Genomic DNA, 18,678 nt, shown 5'->3' on the forward strand with positions numbered 1-18,678 from the left:
ACTGACGACCTGCCCACGGTTGGGTGAAGACTGTTGGAGCAGGGGCCTGCAGTCAGCGGTGCTTCTACTGGTGCTGAGGCGGAGTGTCAGCCATCGGTGGCTCCTCCCTTGGTTGGTGCCTGCAGCATCGCCACTCCACAAGGGCTTGGGCAATCGGGATTTACACGCATTGCCTCGCGCGCCAAGGACGACGAGATTGGTTGGTTTGGCGCGGCCTCTCAGCGCAGAAACACCATCCGCGGAGGTTGTGGCGGCTGCCATTGCGGCGCACATGGTGTCCAACCCTCTGAGCAGCGTTGGCGCCACAGCTCCAGGGCTTGCTCACGGCTGAGCCGTTGACGCCGCTTGAGCAACGGCGCTTGCTGATCGGCGAGCCATTCCCCACTGGTGATCTCCAGCTCCTGCTGCCAGCGGTCCCAGATCACCGGCTTGAAGTGCAACACCCGCCGGCCGTCGCTCAGCCAGCCATCGGCCGGACAGGCCGGGACCTTGGTCTCTTGCTTGGCAACGTGCAACGCCTCAGCCTCAGCCCACCTCCGGTGCCCAGCCCCGTTGGAGGGCCATGTCATCGGTCCAGCCCTGGCAGCGGCGAATCAGGTGCTCGCCCTGGGCAATCAAGCCCTGGTGCAGCTGACAGGTGAGCACGGGGATACATTCCGGCCCAGCGTGATGGCGAAACCAGTGGCAGGTCATGCAGACCTTGCGGCTGCGGCTGGGGCGCAGCACCCCCTCATCGAGATAGGGCCAGGCCTCGCAGTCACCCTGCGCCACAGGCGCCACTGACTGGCCTGCCCTGGATCGAGACAGCGCCATCACACTCCTCCATGCGTACACCAGTACTAGCAGCGATGGGGCGATGTCGGAACCCTTCAGGGCCTCACGCGATTCCTTTTGCTCGCCTTCTTCCGTTTCTGTTTGCCCTTTCTGCCCTCCCTGCTGCCGATGGTCAGCTGGCTCAGACCCACTGCAGCCTCAGGGCCTTCCGCGGCCCTGACCTCTCGAACCACCGGGCTCCCTACCTACCAGCAGGACCACGCCCTGGCCGCCTTTGAGCAGGGCGACTGGCTGGCTGAACTGGAGCTACTCCAACTCGCCAATGCCCTGCAGCGCACCGCCATCAGCCGCGGCGGCTACGACGGCCGCTCCTTTGATCTGATGTTCGCCATTGCCGACGTGCTCGAGGCCGATCACGGCTGGAGCTTTGAGCAATCCGACGCCTGGCTCGAGCGCATGGGGCTCTGGGAGGAGGAGTTCTGATTCCGCAGAACGCCGCCGGTAGCCTCCCCTGCTGCCGGCTCTGGCCGCAGCGTTCTTTGCATCGCTGCCCATGAGCGACACCCTCTGGCTCACTACCGCCGAGCTCTGCGCTCACCTGGCGATCAGCCGTTCCACGCTGTTCGCCATCCGTCGCGCAGGGCTCCTGAAAGACGGGCGCCATCTGGTGGCCAAGAACCCCACGAGCGCCCGCTCCCACCTCCTGTGGCACCGGCAGCGTTGTGAGCTCGCCCTCGGGAGGATCAGCTGATGAGCTCCAAGAACAGCTCGAACGGCGATTGGCTCACGACCACGGAGCTCTGCCACTCCCTCGCCATCAGCCGCTCCAAGCTCTGCCGCTTGCAGCAGCGCAAGGTGTTCCGTCAGGGCATCCACTGGGTGCGTAAGAACCCTGCCGCTCCCCGCTCCGATCAGCTCTGGTCGCTGGCAGCCTGCCGCTCTCTGCTCCACAAGCCATAACCACAAGAAAGGGGGCTATCGGCCCCCTTTTTGATAGATCTGTGCAGAGCCTGAATCAAGCCGCTTGCTGATCCCCGAGCATCCGACGCGCCACCGACGCCTTGGTCTGCTCGCCGGTGATCTCACTTAAATACGTGCGGCGGTGCACCTCAGGGCTGTGGCCCATCACCGCCGCCACGTCCGCGTAGTTCCAGGTCGTTGTCTCCCGGGCGCGAATCGCATAGGCGTGGCGCAGGTCATAGGGCACGCAGCGCTCCTTGCGTTTCTGCGCTTTCTTCTTGCCCTGGGCCGGCACTGTGTCCACCCAGGCGTAGAGCTTGGTTTTCAGCTCAAATTCCGCCTTGGCATCAGAGCTGCGCAGCTTGTGGCAGCACACCGCACCCAGCCGTTCGTTGTTATCGCAGCGCTTCACTAGATCGCGTTCAGGATCAAACGGCTGGCCGTCTTCATTGACGAACTTGGGCACGTAGCGGCGGCGCAGTTCCTCGAGTCGTTGTTCTCCGTTCTCTCCACCCAGCTGATAGCGCTCAACCCACTCCGCCGGGAGCGGCAGGGCCACCCGGAAGCCCGTTTTGGTCACCTTGATATGGCGGGCGGCCACACCGATGCTCACCATCCCCTGCGCATCAGGAAGTTCGGCGATGTGCCACACCTCGTGGGGCCTGAGTCCGTAGGTGGCCACCATCGCGAACACCCAGCCCCAGAGCGGGTCTTCCTCCACCACCTGATCCAGCCACTCCTGAATCGCTGTAGTGCTCGGGATGCGGCGTCTGGATTCACCGGCAGCCACCAGGGCTCCCTTCTTGCGGTTCACCATTCCCTTGAGCTCCTCGCTGAGGCTCTCCGGTGCAATCGCTCCGTAGCCAGCGCGGCGCAATAGCGACACCACCTCGCGCTTCTGGCGGAAGCCCTGGCGGTGCGTTGCCATCGGGATCAGCGGTGCTGTTGGGTCCTCCAGCCGCGCCTTGAGGCTCTCGCTGCTGTGCAGAGCAAACCTCCGCACGTCTGCCTCAGTAGCCGCACGGTCCGCCGGCAGCAAGCAGAAATAGCCCTTGCCCTTGAACGGACCCACCAGGTTCATGTTCACCCCCTGGCCCCGTTGAAACGCCACTACCGCGGCGCAGATCTCAGGCCAGCAGGGGGCGTTCGAATCGGAGCTCACGAGGTCTTGTTGACCGTCGGGCAACACGGCGGGCTTCCCGCTGCGGGTGGCCTCGATCAACAGGTCCTGCAGGCTCTCGATCGCCTCAGGGTCTGCTGCGGCATAGCCCTTCACCGTGTGCTCGCGGGTCGTGCCGCCCTTGCCCAGCTGGTACACCGTGATCCAGGGGCTTCGCCGGTGCTCTCTCAGCCGGTAGCGGGCGCCGAAGGCGCGCAGCACCGCATTGCAGCGCTGCATGGGGCTCTGAATCGTGGCCATGGGAAACGCATCTCTGTCGTGAGTGTTCCCACTGATCAGGCTCCAGAACCCCCACTTCGTCTCACCTGATGAGACGAAGTGGATTCCTTGGGACAAGTCCCAAGGAAATGACACAACTACGGTTTTCGGCGAATCAACCCGGACTCATTTCGCCCGGAGTGGAGTGCCTTCAGAAGCCCTGAAACCCCTTGCGCCGCAGGGTCAAACCCTTGCAGTCCAAACGATCTCAAGAAATGGGTCGTCTGAGATTCGAACTCAGGACCAATCGGTTAAAAGCCGAGTGCTCTACCGCTGAGCTAACGACCCGCCCGGAGCTGGAGAACCAGGTTCGGGGGTGGCCCTTTCGGGCACCACGTGAACGTATCACCCGGAGGGTCCGCCCTCCAACCGCGCCGAGAATGGTGGGCCGAAGCTGCCTCGTGCCTGCCTGCCATGCCTGATCAGCCCTGGCCTCAGCCCACGGTGCATCCCGATGCGTGGGTGGCCGACTCGGCCGTGCTGATCGGCGATGTGCGCCTGGCCGCTGGGGCCAGCCTCTGGCCTACCGCCGTGGCCCGCGGCGACGTGTGCGCGATCACGATTGGCGAGGGCAGCAACGTGCAAGACGGGGCCGTGCTGCATGGCGACCCCGGCCAACCAGTCACGATCGGCGCCGACGTGACCATCGGCCATCGGGCCGTTGTGCATGGCGCCACCCTGGATGACGGCTGCCTGATCGGCATCGGCGCCATCGTGCTCAACGGCGTCACCGTGGGGGCTGGTGCATTGGTGGCAGCCGGATCGGTGGTGACCAAAAACGTGCCAGCCCGGGCTCTGGTGATGGGTGCACCGGCCCAGGTGAAGCGGGAACTGAGCGAGGAGCAGGCAGCGGAGCAGCGCGATCACGCCCGCCGCTACCGGCAACTGGCCATGGCCCATGCGGGCCGCTCCAGCGATCCCGGCTTTTCGGCGGCCTGAATTGCTGCGAATTCAGTCAACTGCCTGGTGCTGCGCTCGGGGGCCTTGGGATGGTCCGTAAGATCAGCACACGCTCCTACGTAACGCCCAGTCATGGACGCCCGGCTCCTGCTCGTTGTGACCCCGATCGCGCTGGCCGCTGGCTGGGCCGTGTTCAACATCGGCCGCGCTGCCGTGGGCCAGCTGCAAATGATGCTCAAGCGTGCCAACGGCTGATCGCCGACAACGCGTTCGCCGGCCTGTTCACCACCGGCGCACTGCAGAGCCCCCGCACTCGCGGGGGCTTTTGCATGATCAGCCCATCCAGCTGAAGCCGCCTCTCATTGGCCGAAGGCCACCTGGCAGGCCGCATTGAGCAATTGGGCTTCGTCGGCGTTCTGCGGGGGATAACCGTTGAGCGTGCCCGAGCGGCAATCGGCGCGGAAGGTGAGGGTGTTCGAGCCGTCGTCGGCCTGGAACGTCACCAGATCACCCGACACCTGAACAGAGCTGTAGTAGAGGGAGTAATCCGAGTCTGGCACCACGATGTAGGTGGTCTGGTTGCTCACGGCACTGTCCACCAGGCTGTCGATCACCGCGAAGGTGGCCAGGCTGCCCAGGCCCCAGGCAGCGGCCCGGCCCGGCCACCAGCCCCAGTTGTTCCAGGTGGAGCCGCCATACCAGCCGTAGCGCCAGGGACGATTCACGCTCCAGTTGGTGTTCACCCAGTTGGGGCGGTTGCGGTCCCAGGTGTTGATCGCTTGGCGTCGGGTGCGATTGCGGTCATTCACCCGATCGCTGCGATTGCTCTGGCGCAGATCGGTGCGATCGGTTCGGTTCCCCTGCCGCGTGTCAACGCGCCCACTGCGGTCCGCGGCTCTGGAGTCCAGGCGCAGGCTGCTGCGATTGCTACCGCCACTGAACGAGGCAAACCCGGTGCGGGCACCACTGCCACCGCGGGAGGCACCGCGACCACCACCGCCACGTCCGCCACCGCCGCGCCCGCCGCCCCCACGAGCGATCTCCACCGCCGCCGGGATCTCCACCGCGGCGAGCAGCTCCAGCGGCTGCAGCAACAACGCCAACCCCAAACCAAGGGCAACACCACGCATCCGAATCGTCATCGTCCAATGGCCTCCAACAGGCGACGGCAACCGTTGTCAAAGCAGGCGACATCCACCCGGCCGCCCTCACCGAAGGCCAGCCCCACGGTTTCGCGGCCCTCAAAGGCCGGCCCCTGCGCCTCCGCCTTCACATCCGCCAGGAAGGTGGGATTCACCACACAGAAGGCGCGGTTGTTGAAGCAGAGCTCGTTGGTGCTGAAGTTGATCCAGGCATTGCGCACGCTGGTCCAGGGGGCACCGGCCGACTTGCGCCCTTCAATGCGCACGTAGGGATCATCCAGGATCCGGTAGCTGATCGTGCGGGCCCCCAACTGATGGCGGTATTCCGTGGTTTCACCCACCTCCACCGCCTCCACCTGGCAGGGCTGCGGTTTGCCTTGACCGAGGCTGCAGGTGGTGTCGAGGCTGTAGAGGCGCTCCGTTTGCGCCTGCGCCGCACACCAGCCCAACCCGCTGCAGGCGAGCCCTGCACCCACCCACAAGAGCAACCATCGCTTCATCGCCACCCACGGGATCTGATTCCCGAAACCTGACCAGCGGCGAAGCCCGCGTCAAGTTGACGCGCATGCAGCCCATGGTCACGGTGAGCGCATCCGCACGCACACCTTGGCTGCCAAGGACACAATCAAAACCGTTGCCCGGAGCAACCGCCGCTTCAGCCGCGAACTGCGCCGCTGGAACAACTACCTCGCCGATGGCGACTGGCGGCCCAGCTACCACAGCATGAGCTACGTCGACAACGACGACATCATCAACGCCGGGGGTGACAACACCTTCCGCGACGCCCGTAACTACCGGCTCGACTTCGACGTTCTCACCAACGGGCAACTCAGCGCCACACGAACCTTCAACAAAGACGGCACCACCTACACCCAGGAGTACATCGGCATGGTGGACCCCTGGGCCAAGGAATTCCTGATGTGGAGCGTGGATGGCACCGATCAGATGCTAGGCACCATCACCCCGGAAGAGGACGCCTTCACGATCCTCTTGGCCGGGCCGGGTCACATCTGGGATCGGGTGTATGCCACGGTGAACTTCGTGGATGTGAGCTGAACAGGCGCGATGCAGGCCGGAACGAGCAACGGCAACCCTCCGGTGTTGGTGATCGGTGCTGGCCTGGCTGGCACGGAGGCCGCCTGGCAGATCGCCAGCGCGGGCGTGCCCGTGCGCCTGGTGGAGATGCGCCCGATCCGCCGCTCCCCGGCCCACCACAGCAGCGAATTCGCCGAGCTGGTGTGCAGCAACAGCTTCGGGGCGCTGAGCAGCGACCGCGCCGCTGGTCTGCTCCAAGAGGAACTGCGCCGCCTCGGCTCCTTGGTGATCCGCACCGCCGATGCGCACGCCGTGCCCGCCGGTGGCGCCCTGGCGGTAGACCGCGGCCGCTACAGCGCCGCCCTCACCGAAGCGCTGGAGCAGCACCCACTGGTGACGGTGGAGCGCCGCGAGCACACCGAACTGCCGGGCCTCGGCGAGATCGCCGTGCTCGCCACCGGCCCGCTCACCAGCGAACCGCTGGCCGAGCAGCTGCGCGCCTTCACCGGCCGGGCCGACTGCCACTTCTTTGATGCCGCCAGCCCGATCGTGGAGGGCGAGAGCATTGATCTGAGCGTGGCCTTCCGCGCCTCCCGCTACGACAAGGGCGACGCCGATTACATCAACTGCCCGATGGACAAGGAGCAGTTCCTCGCCTTTCGCGAGGCGCTGCTGGCCGCCGAGCAGGCCGAACTCAAGGATTTCGAGAAGGAGAACGCCACCTTCTTCGAGGGCTGCCTGCCGATCGAAGAACTCGCCCGCCGCGGTGAGGACACGATGCGCTACGGCCCGCTCAAGCCGATCGGCCTGTGGGACCCCCGCTGGGGTGATGTCAACGACCGCGACGTGCGCCGCGCCAAGCGCGCCTACGCCGTGGTGCAGCTGCGCCAGGAAGACAAGGACGGCCGCCTCTGGAACCTGGTGGGCTTCCAGACCAACCTCAAGTGGGGCGAGCAGAAACGGGTGCTGCGCATGATTCCGGGCCTGGAGAACGCCGAGTTCGTGCGCTTCGGGGTGATGCACCGCAACACCTTCTTGGAGGCACCGCAACTGCTCGATCCCACCCTGCAGTTCCGCCAACGCCCCTCGTTGCTGGCCGCTGGGCAGATCACCGGAACCGAGGGCTATGCGGCGGCGGTGGCCGGTGGCTGGTTGGCTGGCACCAACGCCGCCCGCCTGGCCCGCGGCCTTGAGCCGCTGCAGCTGCCCGCCACGTCGATGATCGGCGCTCTCACCCACTTCATCGCCGAAGCCCCGAGCGAGAAGTTCCAGCCGATGCCCCCCAACTTCGGCCTGCTACCCGAACTTCCCGAGCGCATCCGCGACAAGCGCCGCCGCTATGGGGCCTATCGCGACCGGGCCCTAGAGGATCTGGCGCCGTTCACGGCAAACCCAGTACGGCCCGAAGCGCTCGTTCCAGCCTGAGCAACGGTGCTAGCACCGAGATAACAGCAGAGGCTGCATGCCCACCGCCCCAGCCGGCGCCCGCCGGATCGAGCGCCGTTCGTTGCAGATCGGTGTAGCTGCGAGCCTGTTGATGGCGGCGATGGGCATCAGCGTCTACGCCCTCTCAGGCTCCGAGGCGCTCCTGCTCGACGGGCTCTATTCCGGTGTGATGGCGGCCTCGAGCTTCATTGCCGCCCGCATCGGCGCCAATGTGGTGCGCCCCCCGGATCGCGCCTACCCCTACGGCTACGACGGTCAGGAGGCGCTGTATGTGCTGTTCCGCTCGCTGGTGCTGATCGGCATCCTCAGCGTGGCGGTGGTGACGGCGGGCACCACGATCGTGAATCACCTGGCCGGCCACGCCGTGGCGGCGGTGCACCTGAAACCCGTGGCGGCCTACGCCGGCTTGATGGTGGTGCTCTGCCTCGCCCTGGCCTGGCGCCATGAGCACGACTGGCAGCGCAGCGGCCGCTGCAGTGAACTGCTGCGCACCGAAGCCCGGGCCGCCCGCATCGATGGCTTGATCAGCGGCGTGGCGGGCGCAGCCCTGCTGGGGGCACCGTTGCTGGAGCCCACCCCACTGCGGCCCCTGGTGCCCGTGGCGGATTCGGTGCTCGTGTTGTTGCTGGCGGTGGTGGTGCTGCCGGAGCCCCTGCAACAGTTTTGGCGTGCCCTGCTGCAGAGCGCCGGGGCTGCCTGTGAACCTGCGTTGATCGAGCGCACGCGGCTGGCGGTGCAGGAGCTGCTCAGCGGCATGTCGGCTTGGCTGCTCGATCTCACCGTGATGAAGGTGGGGCGCACCACCTTTGTGGTGGCCTATCTCAACCCCGCTATGCCGGTGGATGGTGCCTGGCTCGATCGGCTGCGGGAACGCATCGACCAGCGCTGCGCTGAACTGCTGGGCCCGGTGCGCACCGAGGTGATCCTCACGGGGCAGGCGCCGTTTTCCGCGTAACATGTAACAGACACCAGACCTCGGCGACCTCGATGGTTCAGCCACCGTCCCCCCCTGAAAACCGCGACCCAGGGCCGAGTAAGGCGCGGCTGCGCGTTGCCGCCCATCGCCAAAGGCTGCGCAACCAGGGCATGCGGCCGGTGCAGATCTGGATTCCCGACACGCGCTCAGAATTTTTTGCAGCAGCGGCTCATCAGCAGTCGCTTTCCGCCAGCCGCAGTGCGCTTGCCAATCAAGATCAAGCCTTCATCGACAGCGTGAACCAGCTGGACGAGCTGTGAAACGGGGCGAGATCTGGACGGTGGCAGGCGGCGGTGACGTGACCGGCAAGCCGAGACCGGCAGTGATCCTGCAGCACGACGCTTTCGACGGGACGGATTCCGTGACCATCTGCGCCTTCACCACTGATCCCACAGACCTGCCCTTGTTTCGAGTCCTGGTGCAACCGTCTCCCACCAACGGCCTCACGGCCGCCAGCCGATTGATGGTCGACAAGATCACCACGGTGTCGCGGCGGCGGCTTGGGCAGTGCATCGGCGTACTGCAACGCAGCGATCTGCAACGGCTCAATCAGAGCGCCATCGTGTTTCTGGGCCTGGCCGGCTCCTAGGGTCGCCCCATTCGAACAGCTCTCCCCGGTGACGACACCCCCTGCCCCCACCTGGGATGTGATCGTGATCGGCTCGGGCATCGGCGGCCTGGTCACCGCCTCGCAGTTGGCCGCCAAGGGCGCAAAAACGCTGGTGCTGGAGCGCTACCTGATCCCGGGGGGCTCGGGAGGGAGCTTTCGGCGCGAGGGCTACACCTTTGATGTGGGGGCCTCGATGATCTTCGGCTTCGGTGAGAAGGGCCATACCAACCTGCTAACCCGCGCCCTGGCTGATGTGGGCCAGCACTGCGACACGGTGCCCGATCCGGCCCAGCTCGAATACCACTTGCCCGGTGGTCTCAACGTGGCGGTGGACCGCGACTACGAGGCCTTCATCGCCCGGCTCTCTGCGCTGTTCCCCCACGAAGCCAAGGGAATCCGCGCGTTTTATGACACCTGCTGGCAGGTGTTCAACTGCCTCGATGCGATGCCACTGCTCTCGCTCGAGGATCCGGCCTATTTGGCCAAGGTGTTCTTCCGCGCACCCTGGGCTTGCCTCGGGCTGGCGCGCTGGCTGCCGTTCAACGTGGGCGATGTAGCCCGCAAGCACATCCGCGATGAACAGCTGCTCAAGCTGATCGACATGGAATGCTTCTGCTGGAGCGTGATGCCCGCCGATCTCACCCCGATGATCAATGCGGGGATGGTGTTCTCCGATCGCCATGCCGGCGGCATCAACTACCCCAAGGGAGGCGTTGGGGTGATCGCCGAGAAGCTGGTGGCCGGTTTGGAGAGCCATGGCGGCGCCATCCGCTACAGGGCTCGCGTCACAAAGGTGCTGATCGAGAACGGCCAGGCCGTGGGCGTGCGGCTGGCCGATGGCGAAGAGATCCGCGCCCGCCGCGTGGTGAGCAACGCCACCCGCTGGGACACGTTTGAAACCGAGCAGGAAAGCGCAGACGTGCAGCGCCCAAGAAACGCCGCCCTGGTGGACGCTGCCCACACCCCCAAGGCCGAAACCACCTGGCGCCGCCGCTACAAACCCTCGCCCTCCTTCCTCTCCTTGCACCTCGGCGTGGATGCAGCCGTGATCCCCGAAGGCTTCCACTGCCACCACCTGCTGCTCGAAGACTGGGCCGAGATGGAAAGCGAGCAGGGGGTGATCTTCGTGTCGATCCCCACGCTGCTCGATCCCTCCCTGGCACCGGAGGGCCGGCACATCGTGCACACCTTCACTCCCAGCGATATCCAGGCCTGGAAGGATCTCAGCCCCGCCGCCTACAAAACCAAGAAAGCAGCTGACGCAGCCAGCCTGGTGCAACGCCTTGAGGCGATTTTGCCGGGCCTAGGCAATGCAATTCACCATCAAGAGATCGGCACCCCCCGCACCCACCGCCGCTTCCTCGGCCGGATGGGCGGCAGCTACGGCCCGATCCCAGCCCTGCGGCTGCCGGGGCTCCTACCGATGCCCTTCAACCGCACCGGCCTGCAAAACCTTTACTGCGTGGGCGATTCCTGCTTCCCAGGCCAGGGCCTCAACGCCGTGGCCTTCAGCGGCTTCGCCTGCGCCCACCGCATTGGCGCTGATCTGGGGCTCAACCCCTGGGCGTTGCCGGCCTAAGCAGAGCAACACAAGTCCGGCTCGAGCGCTTCGAGCGGGAACACTTGTCTAGCTCAACCCCACATCCCTCCACAGGCGATTCCTCGAACTCGTAGCTGCTGAGCTCACCGCAATCGCTCAGCGGTGAGAGGCAGTCGACATCAGAACCAACGCCGTCTGCGGTTGAAGCACAGCGGGCAGTGCCCCGCCCGCCAACTCTGGGGGCCACAGAACGGCCCCGGTTGAAGAAGCCAGCGGTAACGGCAGCGTGCGGCTGCGGTTCACCACCAGCTCCACCGATGACGCGCCGCCCGCATCACGGCGCCATAGACGTAATCCCTGCTCTACATAGGGGCCTGGCAGCCGCTCAACCTTCAGCTCAGCACCACGCAGGGCCGGTTGCTCACGGCGCAGCTGAGCTAACGAAGCAATGAACCCCCGCAGATCCTGCGGCCAATCACCTGGATCCCCCCAGGGAAAGGCCTCCCGGCAGGCCGGCTCAGCCCCACCGCTCAATCCAGCTTCCGTGCCGTAGTACACGCACGGCACCCCAGGCAGGCAGAACAGCAACACCAGCGCCATCTTCAACGCATCCACATCGCCCTGGAGCATGTGCAGCGCCCGGGGCACATCGTGGCTATCGAGCAGATTGAGCTGGGCTTGATTCGCCTCCGGCCGGTACCAGCTGAGCGTTTCCAACAGCACCTCCCGATAGCGCTCTCCGCTGATGCAGCCGTATGGAATCGACTCGCGGGCATGGCCCTCCTGCAACCGTCCATCGGCCACCCAGCCCAACGTGCTCCAGGCGATGCGGTAGTTCATCACCCCATCGAAATGCGCACCGCCTAGCCACTCGCGCGCATCCCCCCAGATCTCTCCCACGATCCAGGCCTCGGGGTTCACAGCCCGCACCCGCCGCCTGAAATCCAGCCAGAACGGCGGCTCCACCTCATCAGGCACATCCAGCCGCCAGCCATCAATGCCGCGCTGTAGCCAGTGCTCACCCACTGCAAGTAAGTGCTCCTTTACCTGTGGGTTGGCGTGGTTGAACTTCGGCAGCGCCGGATCACACCACCAGCTGTGATAGCCGCAGGCCTCACCAGCGGCCGGATACGCCTTCAACGGCCAGCGCTCGGTGATGAACCAATCGGCATACGGCGAGGCGGCACCGTTCTCCAGCAGATGGTGAAACGCCCAGAAGCCACGGCCACAGTGGTTGAACACACCATCGAGAATCAGCCGCATCCCACGGCTCTTCAGCTCCACCACCAGGGCATCGAAGGCGGCATCACCACCCAGCAAGGGATCCACCTGGAAGTAGTCGTAAGCGTGATAGCGGTGATTCGCCGCGGAACTGAAGATGGGGTTGAGGTACAGGCAGGTGATGCCGAGCTCCTGCAGATGATCGAGCCCCTCGATCACGCCGTAAAGATCACCCCCTTGAAACCCCACCCCATCAGGCGATGTGCCCCAGGGCTGCAGGGCCAGCCCCTGTTGCGCAGGCACGCGGCCGCTGCGGCGGAAGCGATCCGGAAAGATCTGGCACACCACCACATCCGCCACCCAGGCGGGCGGATCAGCCAGGCCCCCGCGGACATCCGTACTCACACCAGCCCCATGCCTCTCCATAAGGTGGCTCAACTTGCCTCCAGAGCTCCATGGCCGCCCCCACACCTGGCGATGCCAACCTCAGCTCCGTTGAACTGGCGCGCTATCTCGAGCAGCGCGGCGAATTGGGCAAGCCCTGGATGCTGCAGCTGCTGCGCCTCACCAAGCTGAAGGAGGCACGGGCCTCCATGGATCCGCAGGATTACATGGAGAAGCTGCAGGAAGCCCACGCGGATCTGATGCGGCTGGGCGAGTTCTGGAAAGGCAGAGAGCACGAGGTGTTCAGTGGCCGCTACCAGCCCTCCGAGCTGATCGAACCCCTGCCCGGCTCGCCAGAGGATCGATGAGCCTCCAGCGCTACCCGATGGCACCGCTGATCCGCTTCACGCTGATCAGCCTCTATCTGGCGCTGGTGTTGCCCCTGCCGCTGCTCGCACCACCGGAGCTGGTGGTCTGGCTGTGGGCCGCTCTGCCCCTGGGGCTGGCGCTGATCCTGGCCTTGGTAAGCGAGCAGGTGGAACTCAGCGACACCGGCATCCGCGTGGGCCATCCTGCCTGGTGCTCCTGGCTGCTGCGCCGCGGGTGGCAACTGAACTGGGAGCAAATCACCGGCCTCACCCCCGTAACCACAAGCCAGGGCGGCCGCGTGTTTTACGTGCGCACAGCAGACGGATCGGCCTACCTGCTCCCCCAGCGGGTGCAAGCCTTCGAAGACTTCCTGAGCCGCTTCAGCCAGGCAAGTGGTCTGAGCACAAGCTCCATCGGCCGGATCAGCCCACCGTGGACGTATCAGCTCCTCGCTGTCTTGTGCGCTCTAGGCCTCGCAGCCGAAGCCTTGGTTGGGCTGATGACGCTGCAGCGCTGATCAAGGCAGCGCTGGTAGGGCAGCCCGGCTGGCGTCGGACGCGACTGACTCCGCCGGAATCGTATCCAAACTGAAGCGATACCCCTGCTGCCGCACCGTTTCGATCCCACCGCCCTCACCCAGGCCCGCCTGCTCGAGCTTGCGGCGCAAGGTGAGCACCTGCGTATCCACAGAGCGAGGCCCACCACTGAACGGTGGCCAGGCCATGCGCAGCAGCTCGCTGCGGTTGCGCACCACCCCGGGCGGCATCAACAACGCACAGAGCAGGGCAAATTCCCGGGGGCTCAGCTCCACGGGCTGATCCCTCAGCGTCACCTGACGCAGCAGCAGATGCACTTCCAACGGTCCTACGCACACCCGCTCCTGCAGGCCGCTGCGGCTGCGGCGCAGCAGCGAACGGCTACGGGCCGCGAGTTCCTCCAGGCCGAAGGGCTTGCGCAGCACCTCATCGGCGCCAGCATCGAGCAGCGACACCACAGGCTCGGAGCCCGAGCGCGCCGTGAGCACCATCACCGGGCAGCGCAGCTGGGCCGCCAGCTTCAAGGCTGTGGTTTCTTCGAGCAGCTCGGCGGCCACCAACAGGTCCGGGGTGAGCTCCTCGCAGAGCGCCACGGCTTCCGAGGCTGTTGCCACCGCCGCGGCCAGATAGCCGTCCTGGCGGAGGCGCTGGGCCAACACGGTGCGCAGGGTGGGGTGGGGATCCACCACCAACACGCGTTTCAGGGTTGGTTCGGCCCCAGGGGGTGTGGAGCCGGCAGCGGAGGAATCCACCTGGTTCTCCATGATTCTGCCTACGCTATCCCTGTTTTCCTGGCCAGAGTGGTATCAGGCGATGCCTTGCCAGCTGTCCCAACCGGTCCGCTCATGACCGCCCTGCAACACCCCGACGCGATCCGCCACTTCCAATCCCTCTGTGATGCCTGCCAGTCACTGGCGAGCCGCTATCACAGCCCGGCTGAGCTGCGCCTCTACGCCGACGGCTACCTGCACGCCCTGCGCAAAACGGCGGTGCTCGATGCCCTCACCCAGCGGCGCCTGGAGGAGCTGGTGGATCGCTGGATCATGGATCCCTCCAGCTTCATCGGCCCCGGCGATGACATGAGCACCTTGTACGAAACGGGCCGGAACTGATCCGGCCCCGCAGGCTCAGGCCAGGGCCACGGCCAGCTTTTCGCGCAGCTCGCCGGAGTTGTACATCTCGATCAGGATGTCGGAGCCGCCGATGAACTCGCCGTTCACGTACACCTGGGGAATGGTGGGCCAGTCAGAGAACTCCTTGATGCCCTGACGGATCTCCATATCGGAGAGCACGTCAAAGGTTTCGAAGGCCACCCCCAGGGAGTTGAGAATCTGTACCACGTTGTTGCTAAAGCCGCACTGGGGCATCAACTTGCTGCCCTTCATGAACACGAACACCGGGCTGCTGCCCACCAGTTGTTCGATGCGTTGCTGGGTGGAGGCGTCCATGGATCAGGCGGTGGGGGTGGAGGTCTGCAGGGCCAGGGCGTGAATGGCCTCGCTGGCCAGCTCGCTGCGCAGGGCGCCGTACACGAGCTGGTGCTGCTTCACGCGGCTCAGGCCGTCGAAAGCGGTGGAGACCACCGTCACCTGCAGGTGATCGCCGCCGCCGGTGAGGTCTTCCACCTCAACACGGGCATCGGGCAGCGCCTGGGTGATGGCAGCTCGCACCTGGTCGGGATGGACCATGAACTGGAGAGTCGCGAAGCGGGCTAGCGAGCGAATGTAGGCGCCGCCCTCACTGGGCTGCCGGGGTGGCGCTCACTGCGTTGTATGGGGTGGCCACAAAGCCCAGCTCCAGCAGGCTCTGATAAGCCTTCTGGCCCTGGGGGCTGGTGGGCGACATGCGCTGCACCACGCGCACCAGCAGGGGCACCGCCACCTGGGGCTGGTTCATGCGGCGCAGCAACGCTGCCAGGCGCAGCTCGATGTTGGCTTGCAGTTCGGTGGCTTCCCGGCCCTTCTGATCCATCTCGCGGGGGATGCGCGCATCGAGGCCGCGGAAGGCACCGGAGAGACCCCGGTAGGCGCTCACCAGATAACTGGCCGCTTCCAAGGCTTGGTCGTAATCGCTCTTGGCTTCATTGAGCTTGCCGGCGGCGGCAGCGGCGTCGCCCTGGGCCACCTTGGCCTGCACCGAAGCCAGATTGAGGCCGGAGCTGGCGGAGGCCAACACCTTCTCGGGCTCCTGCTGGGCCACAGCCGGCAGAGAGGGGGTCATCAACGCCAGGGCGCTGAGGGCAAGAGCGGCGATCGGCCGGCGCACGGCAACAAGTCAGACGTTGGAAAACTCTACGGGCGTTGCAAAGCCGCCCTCGGCGGCGCTGCGGCCCACCGCTTCGAGGGCCTGACGCTCCGCCGCGGCCATCGCCTCCGCCAGTTGCGCACTGAAGCGCCGCGCCGCCTCACGGCCGTGGCCTTCCACATGCAGCGGCGCCCCGAAGGCCAGCGCCGCCCGGTCCCCGAAGCGGGGAATCGCGCGGCCGTAGGCGATGCCAATCGGCAGCACCGGCACCCGCAAGCCATGGGCCGAGGCCAGCAATGCCAGGCGCGCCAGCCCCTGCATCAGCCGGATCGGGCCGGGTTCGCGCATGATCCGCCCCTCCGGAAACACGACCAGCTGCTGGCCGGCCTCGAGCAGATCCACGGCAAAGCGCAGGCTGGCGGTTTGCGGTTTGAGCTGATTCACCGGGAAGCAGCCCAGGCGATGCAAAAACCAGCCCTGCAGCCCCTTCATCTCATCGAGGGTCACCATGAAGCGGCAGTCGCGGCCGCTCACGCGCCTGCCGGCGGCGTAGGGGAGCATCAAGGCATCCCAGCGGGCCCGGTGGGTGGGGGCCATCAGCACCGGGCCGTGGTGGGGCAAATGCTCGGTGCCGAGCACCGTGAGCGAACGGAAAAAGCCCTTGAGGGCCACGTCTTGCGTGAGCAGCATCGCCAGGGGCGACAGCCAGGGGCTGATGCCGTTGCACAGGCTCTGCTCGCGCTTGCTCAGCTGACTCGATGCCGTGGCCACCGTTCTGCGGCCGGAACGGCCATCTCCAAAGGGTCAACGTAGTGGTGGTGGTGCTCTGGCGCAGCACCGGGCAGGCACTTCCCCCTGCGGCCGAATCCATAAGATCCGGGCAACCGCCTCCGATGCCATGGCCAGCCTTGGCGTGAACATCGATCACATCGCCAACGTGCGCCAGGCCCGCCGCACCGTGGAGCCCGATCCGGTGAGCTACGCGCTGCTGGCGGAACTGGGCGGCGCCGATGGCATCACCGTGCACCTGCGCGAAGACCGCCGCCACATCCAAGACCGCGACGTGGAGCTGCTGCGGCAGACCGTGCGCAGCCGCCTCAACCTCGAAATGGCCGCCACCGCCGAAATGGAGGCGATCGCCCTGCGCATCCGGCCCGACATGGTGACCCTGGTGCCGGAGAAGCGCGAAGAAGTCACCACCGAGGGCGGCCTGGATGTGGCCGGCCAGCTCGAACCGCTCAAAGGCCTGGTGGGCCGCCTGCAGGACGCCGGCATCGGCGTGAGCCTGTTCGTGGATGCCGAAACCACTCAGCTCGAGGCCTGCCGCGCCACCGGTGCCCGCTGGGTGGAGCTGCACACCGGCACCTACGCCGAAGCCACTTGGCAGCAGCAACCCCTGGAGCTGGCCCGTCTCACCGAGGGCACGTTCATCGCCCGCAGCCTCGGCCTGCGGGTGAATGCCGGCCATGGCCTCACGTATCAGAACGTGGAGCCGGTGGCGGCGATCGAGGGGATGGAGGAGCTCAACATCGGCCACACGATCGTGGCCCGCGCCCTGGCGGTGGGGCTGGAGGAGGCGGTGCGGCAGATGAAGGCGTTAGTTCAGAATCCCCGCCGGGAACCCCTGTTCGGCAGCACCAGTTCATGACCCAGTACCACTTCGTGGCCGCCAGCGAGACCTTCCTCACCGTGGAGGAGCCCCTCGATGAGGTGCTGCGCGAGCGGGTGCGCAACTACGGCGAACAGGGCAAGGAGATCGATTTCTGGCTGGTGAAGCGCCCCGCCTTCCTGAGCGCCCCCGAGCTCAAGGCGATTGCCGATCAGGTGCCCCAGCCCGCCGCGGCTGTGGTGTCCACCGACGCGAAGTTCATCGAGTTCATGAAGCTGCGCCTGGAGTTCGTGGCCAAGGGCAGCTTTGAAGCCCCCAGCGCCTCCATCCCCGACGCCCTGGCCAGCGCGGCCTGAGGCCTTGAAGCCTCAGAACAGCCCCAGAAACTTCTTGCGCGGTTGCGCGCCATCGGTCGCCGCCACAGGGCGGCCCTGATCGCCGTCCTGCTGGTAGCGGGGTTTGGCATCACCGATGGTGAGCAGCGCTTCTTTGTTCTTCCACCAGATCCAGTCGCGGATCGGTGGGGTGCGGGTCAGTTCGGCGCGGGTGAGGCCAAGACCGAGCTTGCGGGAGGCATCCAGCAGCACCTCCACCATCTGATCGCCATTGCTGCAGTTGGCCAGGGCTTCATTGGTGCGTTTGGCGCCATCGAGCGCTTTCACCAGGATCGAAACCCGTTGCCCCACCGAGAGCGTGCGCGGATCAACGGGCTGGCTATCCATCGGCGCTGGTGTGGTTGCGCGCAGGTTAACGGCGGTGCAGGGATGACAGATCCACCACCAACGAGCAAGACTGGATCCAACGCGCCGTCGGTATGACGTCCCCCCAGCGCCGCCCCCATCACTGGGTGATCGGTGACGTTCATGGCTGCGCCGATGCGCTGGAGCAGTTGCTCTTGAAGCTTCCTGCGGGAGATCGGCTGATCTTCTGCGGTGATGCGATCAACCGCGGCCCGGGCATCGCCGCCAGCATGGAGCGCATCTGGAGCCTGGTGGAATCAGGCCGTGCCGTGTGGCTGCGGGGCAACCACGAACAAGACCTGATCAACGGTCTGCAGAGCGGCAACTGGCAGGCCGAGCGCCGCCTCGCCGGCTGCGACACCTACCGCCAGCTGGGCGATAGCCGCTGCCGCCAATGGCTCGAGCGGCTGCAGCACCTGCCTCTGGCCTATTGGGGCGAAGGCTGGGTGGCCACCCATGCCGGCTTTGATCCGAGCACCTGGCAGCCCGACCTGCGGGTGCGTCTCGATTTCTGGCAGAACTACGACGGCCGCTTCGGTGATGTGGTGATCGGCCACACCCCCGGCCCCCATGTGCGCCGGCTGCACCACATCGTGATGGTCGACACCGGCGCCTGCTACGGCGGCGACCTCAGCGCCTACTGCCCTGAAACCCAGGCTGTGCTCTCGGTGCCCGGCCTGCGGGCCGAACAGGCCAGCCCCCTGCCGGGCTTCCGCGCCCGCTCCCCCGAGCCGGCCGCCGCCCTGGGCTGAGC

General features: G+C 66.1%; 29 protein-coding genes and 1 tRNA gene. 17 read left to right on the top strand and 13 right to left on the bottom strand.

Translation table 11 applies throughout. The features are described from left to right. Window positions 1–218 precede the first annotated feature (218 nt). A complete protein-coding gene (locus KUL97_RS12695) occupies window positions 219–515 on the bottom strand; it encodes a DUF1651 domain-containing protein (RefSeq protein ID WP_254896526.1) in 297 nt (98 codons plus the stop codon). Between the two features lie 10 nt (window positions 516–525). Further along, window positions 526–771, bottom strand: a complete 246-nt coding sequence (locus KUL97_RS12700; protein ID WP_368656167.1) for a galactose oxidase — start codon at window positions 769–771, stop codon at window positions 526–528. Window positions 772–942: 171 nt separating this feature from the next. On the opposite strand from KUL97_RS12700, the gene KUL97_RS12705 reads away from it, so the two are divergent. The 3 genes from KUL97_RS12705 to KUL97_RS12715 all read left to right on the top strand — a co-directional run bounded on the left by KUL97_RS12705 (window position 943) and on the right by KUL97_RS12715 (window position 1,734). Next, complete coding sequence (locus KUL97_RS12705; protein ID WP_254896527.1) at window positions 943–1,257, top strand: hypothetical protein; 315 nt, start codon at window positions 943–945, stop codon at window positions 1,255–1,257. Window positions 1,258–1,327: 70 nt separating this feature from the next. Beyond that, a complete protein-coding gene (locus KUL97_RS12710; protein ID WP_217797374.1) occupies window positions 1,328–1,525 on the top strand; it encodes a hypothetical protein in 198 nt (65 codons plus the stop codon). Next, window positions 1,525–1,734: a hypothetical protein gene (locus KUL97_RS12715; RefSeq protein ID WP_217797375.1), complete on the top strand. Its 210-nt coding sequence runs from the start codon at window positions 1,525–1,527 to the stop codon at window positions 1,732–1,734. Before KUL97_RS12710 ends, KUL97_RS12715 begins: the two co-directional genes overlap by 1 nt. A 55-nt stretch (window positions 1,735–1,789) precedes the next feature. Here the strand turns inward: KUL97_RS12715 and KUL97_RS12720 are convergent, their stop codons facing one another. Both KUL97_RS12720 and KUL97_RS12725 read right to left on the bottom strand, forming a co-directional pair. After that, window positions 1,790–3,154: a hypothetical protein gene (locus tag KUL97_RS12720; RefSeq protein WP_217797376.1), complete on the bottom strand. Its 1,365-nt coding sequence runs from the start codon at window positions 3,152–3,154 to the stop codon at window positions 1,790–1,792. A 234-nt stretch (window positions 3,155–3,388) separates the two neighbouring features. Further along, window positions 3,389–3,460: transfer RNA gene (locus tag KUL97_RS12725), tRNA-Lys, on the bottom strand. A gap of 126 nt (window positions 3,461–3,586) precedes the next feature. Between KUL97_RS12725 and KUL97_RS12730 the strand changes: the two genes are divergently transcribed. Then, window positions 3,587–4,111 carry a gamma carbonic anhydrase family protein gene (locus KUL97_RS12730; RefSeq protein ID WP_217797377.1) on the top strand — a complete coding sequence of 175 codons (525 nt, stop codon included), beginning with the start codon at window positions 3,587–3,589 and terminating at the stop codon, window positions 4,109–4,111. Between the two features lie 93 nt (window positions 4,112–4,204). Next, a complete protein-coding gene (locus KUL97_RS12735; RefSeq protein ID WP_010303228.1) occupies window positions 4,205–4,327 on the top strand; it encodes a photosystem II protein Y in 123 nt (40 codons plus the stop codon). A gap of 104 nt (window positions 4,328–4,431) precedes the next feature. Here KUL97_RS12735 and KUL97_RS12740 read toward each other — a convergent pair whose 3' ends face one another. After that, window positions 4,432–5,202: a hypothetical protein gene (locus tag KUL97_RS12740; protein WP_254896528.1), complete on the bottom strand. Its 771-nt coding sequence runs from the start codon at window positions 5,200–5,202 to the stop codon at window positions 4,432–4,434. An 8-nt stretch (window positions 5,203–5,210) separates the two neighbouring features. Continuing rightward, on the bottom strand, window positions 5,211–5,714 hold the full coding sequence (locus KUL97_RS12745; protein WP_254896529.1) for a hypothetical protein: 504 nt from the start codon (window positions 5,712–5,714) through the stop codon (window positions 5,211–5,213). A 106-nt stretch (window positions 5,715–5,820) separates the two neighbouring features. Here KUL97_RS12745 and KUL97_RS12750 point away from each other — a divergent pair, with 106 nt between their 5' ends. From KUL97_RS12750 to crtH, 6 genes are read left to right on the top strand one after another with little or no spacing between them, the layout of a single operon-like run. Then, complete coding sequence (locus KUL97_RS12750) at window positions 5,821–6,270, top strand: hypothetical protein (protein WP_217797379.1); 450 nt, start codon at window positions 5,821–5,823, stop codon at window positions 6,268–6,270. Window positions 6,271–6,279: 9 nt separating this feature from the next. Next, window positions 6,280–7,674, top strand: coding sequence for an FADH(2)-oxidizing methylenetetrahydrofolate--tRNA-(uracil(54)-C(5))-methyltransferase TrmFO (trmFO, locus tag KUL97_RS12755; protein ID WP_217797380.1), 1,395 nt, complete (start codon window positions 6,280–6,282; stop codon window positions 7,672–7,674). 37 nt (window positions 7,675–7,711) lie between these two features. Then, the gene (locus KUL97_RS12760) at window positions 7,712–8,650 is read left to right on the top strand and encodes a cation transporter (protein ID WP_217797381.1); all 939 of its coding nucleotides are present in this window, start codon (window positions 7,712–7,714) and stop codon (window positions 8,648–8,650) included. Window positions 8,651–8,682: 32 nt separating this feature from the next. After that, complete coding sequence (locus KUL97_RS12765) at window positions 8,683–8,931, top strand: antitoxin MazE family protein (RefSeq protein WP_217797382.1); 249 nt, start codon at window positions 8,683–8,685, stop codon at window positions 8,929–8,931. Then, window positions 8,928–9,260 (top strand): type II toxin-antitoxin system PemK/MazF family toxin, encoded by a 333-nt coding sequence (locus tag KUL97_RS12770; protein WP_217797383.1) that lies wholly within the window; start codon window positions 8,928–8,930, stop codon window positions 9,258–9,260. Before KUL97_RS12765 ends, KUL97_RS12770 begins: the two co-directional genes overlap by 4 nt. Before the next feature lie 28 nt (window positions 9,261–9,288). Next, window positions 9,289–10,860 carry a carotenoid isomerase gene (gene crtH / locus KUL97_RS12775; RefSeq protein WP_217797384.1) on the top strand — a complete coding sequence of 524 codons (1,572 nt, stop codon included), beginning with the start codon at window positions 9,289–9,291 and terminating at the stop codon, window positions 10,858–10,860. Between the two features lie 117 nt (window positions 10,861–10,977). Here crtH and KUL97_RS12780 read toward each other — a convergent pair whose 3' ends face one another. Further along, complete coding sequence (locus KUL97_RS12780; protein WP_217797385.1) at window positions 10,978–12,468, bottom strand: glycoside hydrolase family 13 protein; 1,491 nt, start codon at window positions 12,466–12,468, stop codon at window positions 10,978–10,980. Window positions 12,469–12,497: 29 nt separating this feature from the next. Between KUL97_RS12780 and KUL97_RS12785 the strand changes: the two genes are divergently transcribed. Together KUL97_RS12785 and KUL97_RS12790 are read left to right on the top strand one after the other, a co-directional pair. Beyond that, window positions 12,498–12,794 (top strand): hypothetical protein, encoded by a 297-nt coding sequence (locus KUL97_RS12785; protein ID WP_217797386.1) that lies wholly within the window; start codon window positions 12,498–12,500, stop codon window positions 12,792–12,794. Beyond that, window positions 12,791–13,312 carry a hypothetical protein gene (locus tag KUL97_RS12790; RefSeq protein WP_217797387.1) on the top strand — a complete coding sequence of 174 codons (522 nt, stop codon included), beginning with the start codon at window positions 12,791–12,793 and terminating at the stop codon, window positions 13,310–13,312. Before KUL97_RS12785 ends, KUL97_RS12790 begins: the two co-directional genes overlap by 4 nt. On the opposite strand, the gene KUL97_RS12795 is transcribed toward KUL97_RS12790, so the two are convergent. Next, entirely contained in the window at window positions 13,313–14,095 is a 783-nt protein-coding gene (locus KUL97_RS12795; protein ID WP_217797388.1) for a response regulator transcription factor, read from the bottom strand. Window positions 14,096–14,176: 81 nt separating this feature from the next. Between KUL97_RS12795 and KUL97_RS12800 the strand changes: the two genes are divergently transcribed. Beyond that, window positions 14,177–14,443, top strand: a complete 267-nt coding sequence (locus KUL97_RS12800; RefSeq protein ID WP_010303359.1) for a DUF6761 family protein — start codon at window positions 14,177–14,179, stop codon at window positions 14,441–14,443. Window positions 14,444–14,458: 15 nt separating this feature from the next. Here the strand turns inward: KUL97_RS12800 and grxD are convergent, their stop codons facing one another. From grxD to KUL97_RS12820, 4 genes are read right to left on the bottom strand one after another with little or no spacing between them, the layout of a single operon-like run. After that, window positions 14,459–14,779 (bottom strand): Grx4 family monothiol glutaredoxin, encoded by a 321-nt coding sequence (grxD, locus tag KUL97_RS12805; RefSeq protein WP_010303363.1) that lies wholly within the window; start codon window positions 14,777–14,779, stop codon window positions 14,459–14,461. Window positions 14,780–14,782: 3 nt separating this feature from the next. Beyond that, window positions 14,783–15,019: a BolA family protein gene (locus tag KUL97_RS12810; RefSeq protein WP_010303368.1), complete on the bottom strand. Its 237-nt coding sequence runs from the start codon at window positions 15,017–15,019 to the stop codon at window positions 14,783–14,785. Window positions 15,020–15,068: 49 nt separating this feature from the next. Continuing rightward, window positions 15,069–15,596 (bottom strand): hypothetical protein, encoded by a 528-nt coding sequence (locus KUL97_RS12815; protein ID WP_368656168.1) that lies wholly within the window; start codon window positions 15,594–15,596, stop codon window positions 15,069–15,071. A 9-nt stretch (window positions 15,597–15,605) separates the two neighbouring features. Beyond that, window positions 15,606–16,346, bottom strand: coding sequence for a 1-acyl-sn-glycerol-3-phosphate acyltransferase (locus tag KUL97_RS12820; RefSeq protein WP_217797389.1), 741 nt, complete (start codon window positions 16,344–16,346; stop codon window positions 15,606–15,608). A gap of 127 nt (window positions 16,347–16,473) precedes the next feature. Between KUL97_RS12820 and KUL97_RS12825 the strand changes: the two genes are divergently transcribed. Continuing rightward, the gene (locus tag KUL97_RS12825; RefSeq protein ID WP_217797390.1) at window positions 16,474–17,223 is read left to right on the top strand and encodes a pyridoxine 5'-phosphate synthase; all 750 of its coding nucleotides are present in this window, start codon (window positions 16,474–16,476) and stop codon (window positions 17,221–17,223) included. After that, complete coding sequence (locus tag KUL97_RS12830; RefSeq protein ID WP_217797391.1) at window positions 17,220–17,540, top strand: MgPME-cyclase complex family protein; 321 nt, start codon at window positions 17,220–17,222, stop codon at window positions 17,538–17,540. The genes KUL97_RS12825 and KUL97_RS12830 overlap by 4 nt, the downstream gene beginning before the upstream one ends. Before the next feature lie 12 nt (window positions 17,541–17,552). Here KUL97_RS12830 and KUL97_RS12835 read toward each other — a convergent pair whose 3' ends face one another. Beyond that, window positions 17,553–17,906: a hypothetical protein gene (locus KUL97_RS12835; protein WP_217797392.1), complete on the bottom strand. Its 354-nt coding sequence runs from the start codon at window positions 17,904–17,906 to the stop codon at window positions 17,553–17,555. A 92-nt stretch (window positions 17,907–17,998) separates the two neighbouring features. On the opposite strand from KUL97_RS12835, the gene KUL97_RS12840 reads away from it, so the two are divergent. Then, window positions 17,999–18,676, top strand: coding sequence for a metallophosphoesterase (locus KUL97_RS12840; RefSeq protein WP_217797393.1), 678 nt, complete (start codon window positions 17,999–18,001; stop codon window positions 18,674–18,676). Window positions 18,677–18,678 lie beyond the last annotated feature (2 nt).

This window comes from Synechococcus sp. HK05, from assembly GCF_019104765.1.
In the GTDB taxonomy this organism is placed as follows: Bacteria; Cyanobacteriota; Cyanobacteriia; order PCC-6307; family Cyanobiaceae; genus Vulcanococcus.

Excerpts from the sequence above, each read along its gene's own strand:
- KUL97_RS12705 (WP_254896527.1), top strand. The coding sequence starts at position 943 with ATGGTCAGCTGGCTCAGACCCACTGCAGCCTCAGGGCCTTCCGCGGCC.
- KUL97_RS12710 (WP_217797374.1), top strand. The coding sequence starts at position 1,328 with ATGAGCGACACCCTCTGGCTCACTACCGCCGAGCTCTGCGCTCACCTG.
- KUL97_RS12715 (WP_217797375.1), top strand. The coding sequence starts at position 1,525 with ATGAGCTCCAAGAACAGCTCGAACGGCGATTGGCTCACGACCACGGAG.
- KUL97_RS12720 (WP_217797376.1), bottom strand. The coding sequence starts at position 3,154 with ATGGCCACGATTCAGAGCCCCATGCAGCGCTGCAATGCGGTGCTGCGC.
- KUL97_RS12730 (WP_217797377.1), top strand. The coding sequence starts at position 3,587 with ATGCCTGATCAGCCCTGGCCTCAGCCCACGGTGCATCCCGATGCGTGG.
- KUL97_RS12735 (WP_010303228.1), top strand. The coding sequence starts at position 4,205 with ATGGACGCCCGGCTCCTGCTCGTTGTGACCCCGATCGCGCTGGCCGCT.
- KUL97_RS12740 (WP_254896528.1), bottom strand. The coding sequence starts at position 5,202 with ATGCGTGGTGTTGCCCTTGGTTTGGGGTTGGCGTTGTTGCTGCAGCCG.
- KUL97_RS12745 (WP_254896529.1), bottom strand. The coding sequence starts at position 5,714 with ATGAAGCGATGGTTGCTCTTGTGGGTGGGTGCAGGGCTCGCCTGCAGC.
- trmFO (WP_217797380.1), top strand. The coding sequence starts at position 6,280 with ATGCAGGCCGGAACGAGCAACGGCAACCCTCCGGTGTTGGTGATCGGT.
- KUL97_RS12760 (WP_217797381.1), top strand. The coding sequence starts at position 7,712 with ATGCCCACCGCCCCAGCCGGCGCCCGCCGGATCGAGCGCCGTTCGTTG.
- KUL97_RS12765 (WP_217797382.1), top strand. The coding sequence starts at position 8,683 with ATGGTTCAGCCACCGTCCCCCCCTGAAAACCGCGACCCAGGGCCGAGT.
- KUL97_RS12780 (WP_217797385.1), bottom strand. The coding sequence starts at position 12,468 with ATGGAGAGGCATGGGGCTGGTGTGAGTACGGATGTCCGCGGGGGCCTG.
- KUL97_RS12785 (WP_217797386.1), top strand. The coding sequence starts at position 12,498 with ATGGCCGCCCCCACACCTGGCGATGCCAACCTCAGCTCCGTTGAACTG.
- KUL97_RS12790 (WP_217797387.1), top strand. The coding sequence starts at position 12,791 with ATGAGCCTCCAGCGCTACCCGATGGCACCGCTGATCCGCTTCACGCTG.
- KUL97_RS12795 (WP_217797388.1), bottom strand. The coding sequence starts at position 14,095 with ATGGAGAACCAGGTGGATTCCTCCGCTGCCGGCTCCACACCCCCTGGG.
- KUL97_RS12800 (WP_010303359.1), top strand. The coding sequence starts at position 14,177 with ATGACCGCCCTGCAACACCCCGACGCGATCCGCCACTTCCAATCCCTC.
- grxD (WP_010303363.1), bottom strand. The coding sequence starts at position 14,779 with ATGGACGCCTCCACCCAGCAACGCATCGAACAACTGGTGGGCAGCAGC.
- KUL97_RS12810 (WP_010303368.1), bottom strand. The coding sequence starts at position 15,019 with ATGGTCCATCCCGACCAGGTGCGAGCTGCCATCACCCAGGCGCTGCCC.
- KUL97_RS12825 (WP_217797390.1), top strand. The coding sequence starts at position 16,474 with ATGGCCAGCCTTGGCGTGAACATCGATCACATCGCCAACGTGCGCCAG.
- KUL97_RS12830 (WP_217797391.1), top strand. The coding sequence starts at position 17,220 with ATGACCCAGTACCACTTCGTGGCCGCCAGCGAGACCTTCCTCACCGTG.
- KUL97_RS12835 (WP_217797392.1), bottom strand. The coding sequence starts at position 17,906 with ATGGATAGCCAGCCCGTTGATCCGCGCACGCTCTCGGTGGGGCAACGG.
- KUL97_RS12840 (WP_217797393.1), top strand. The coding sequence starts at position 17,999 with ATGACGTCCCCCCAGCGCCGCCCCCATCACTGGGTGATCGGTGACGTT.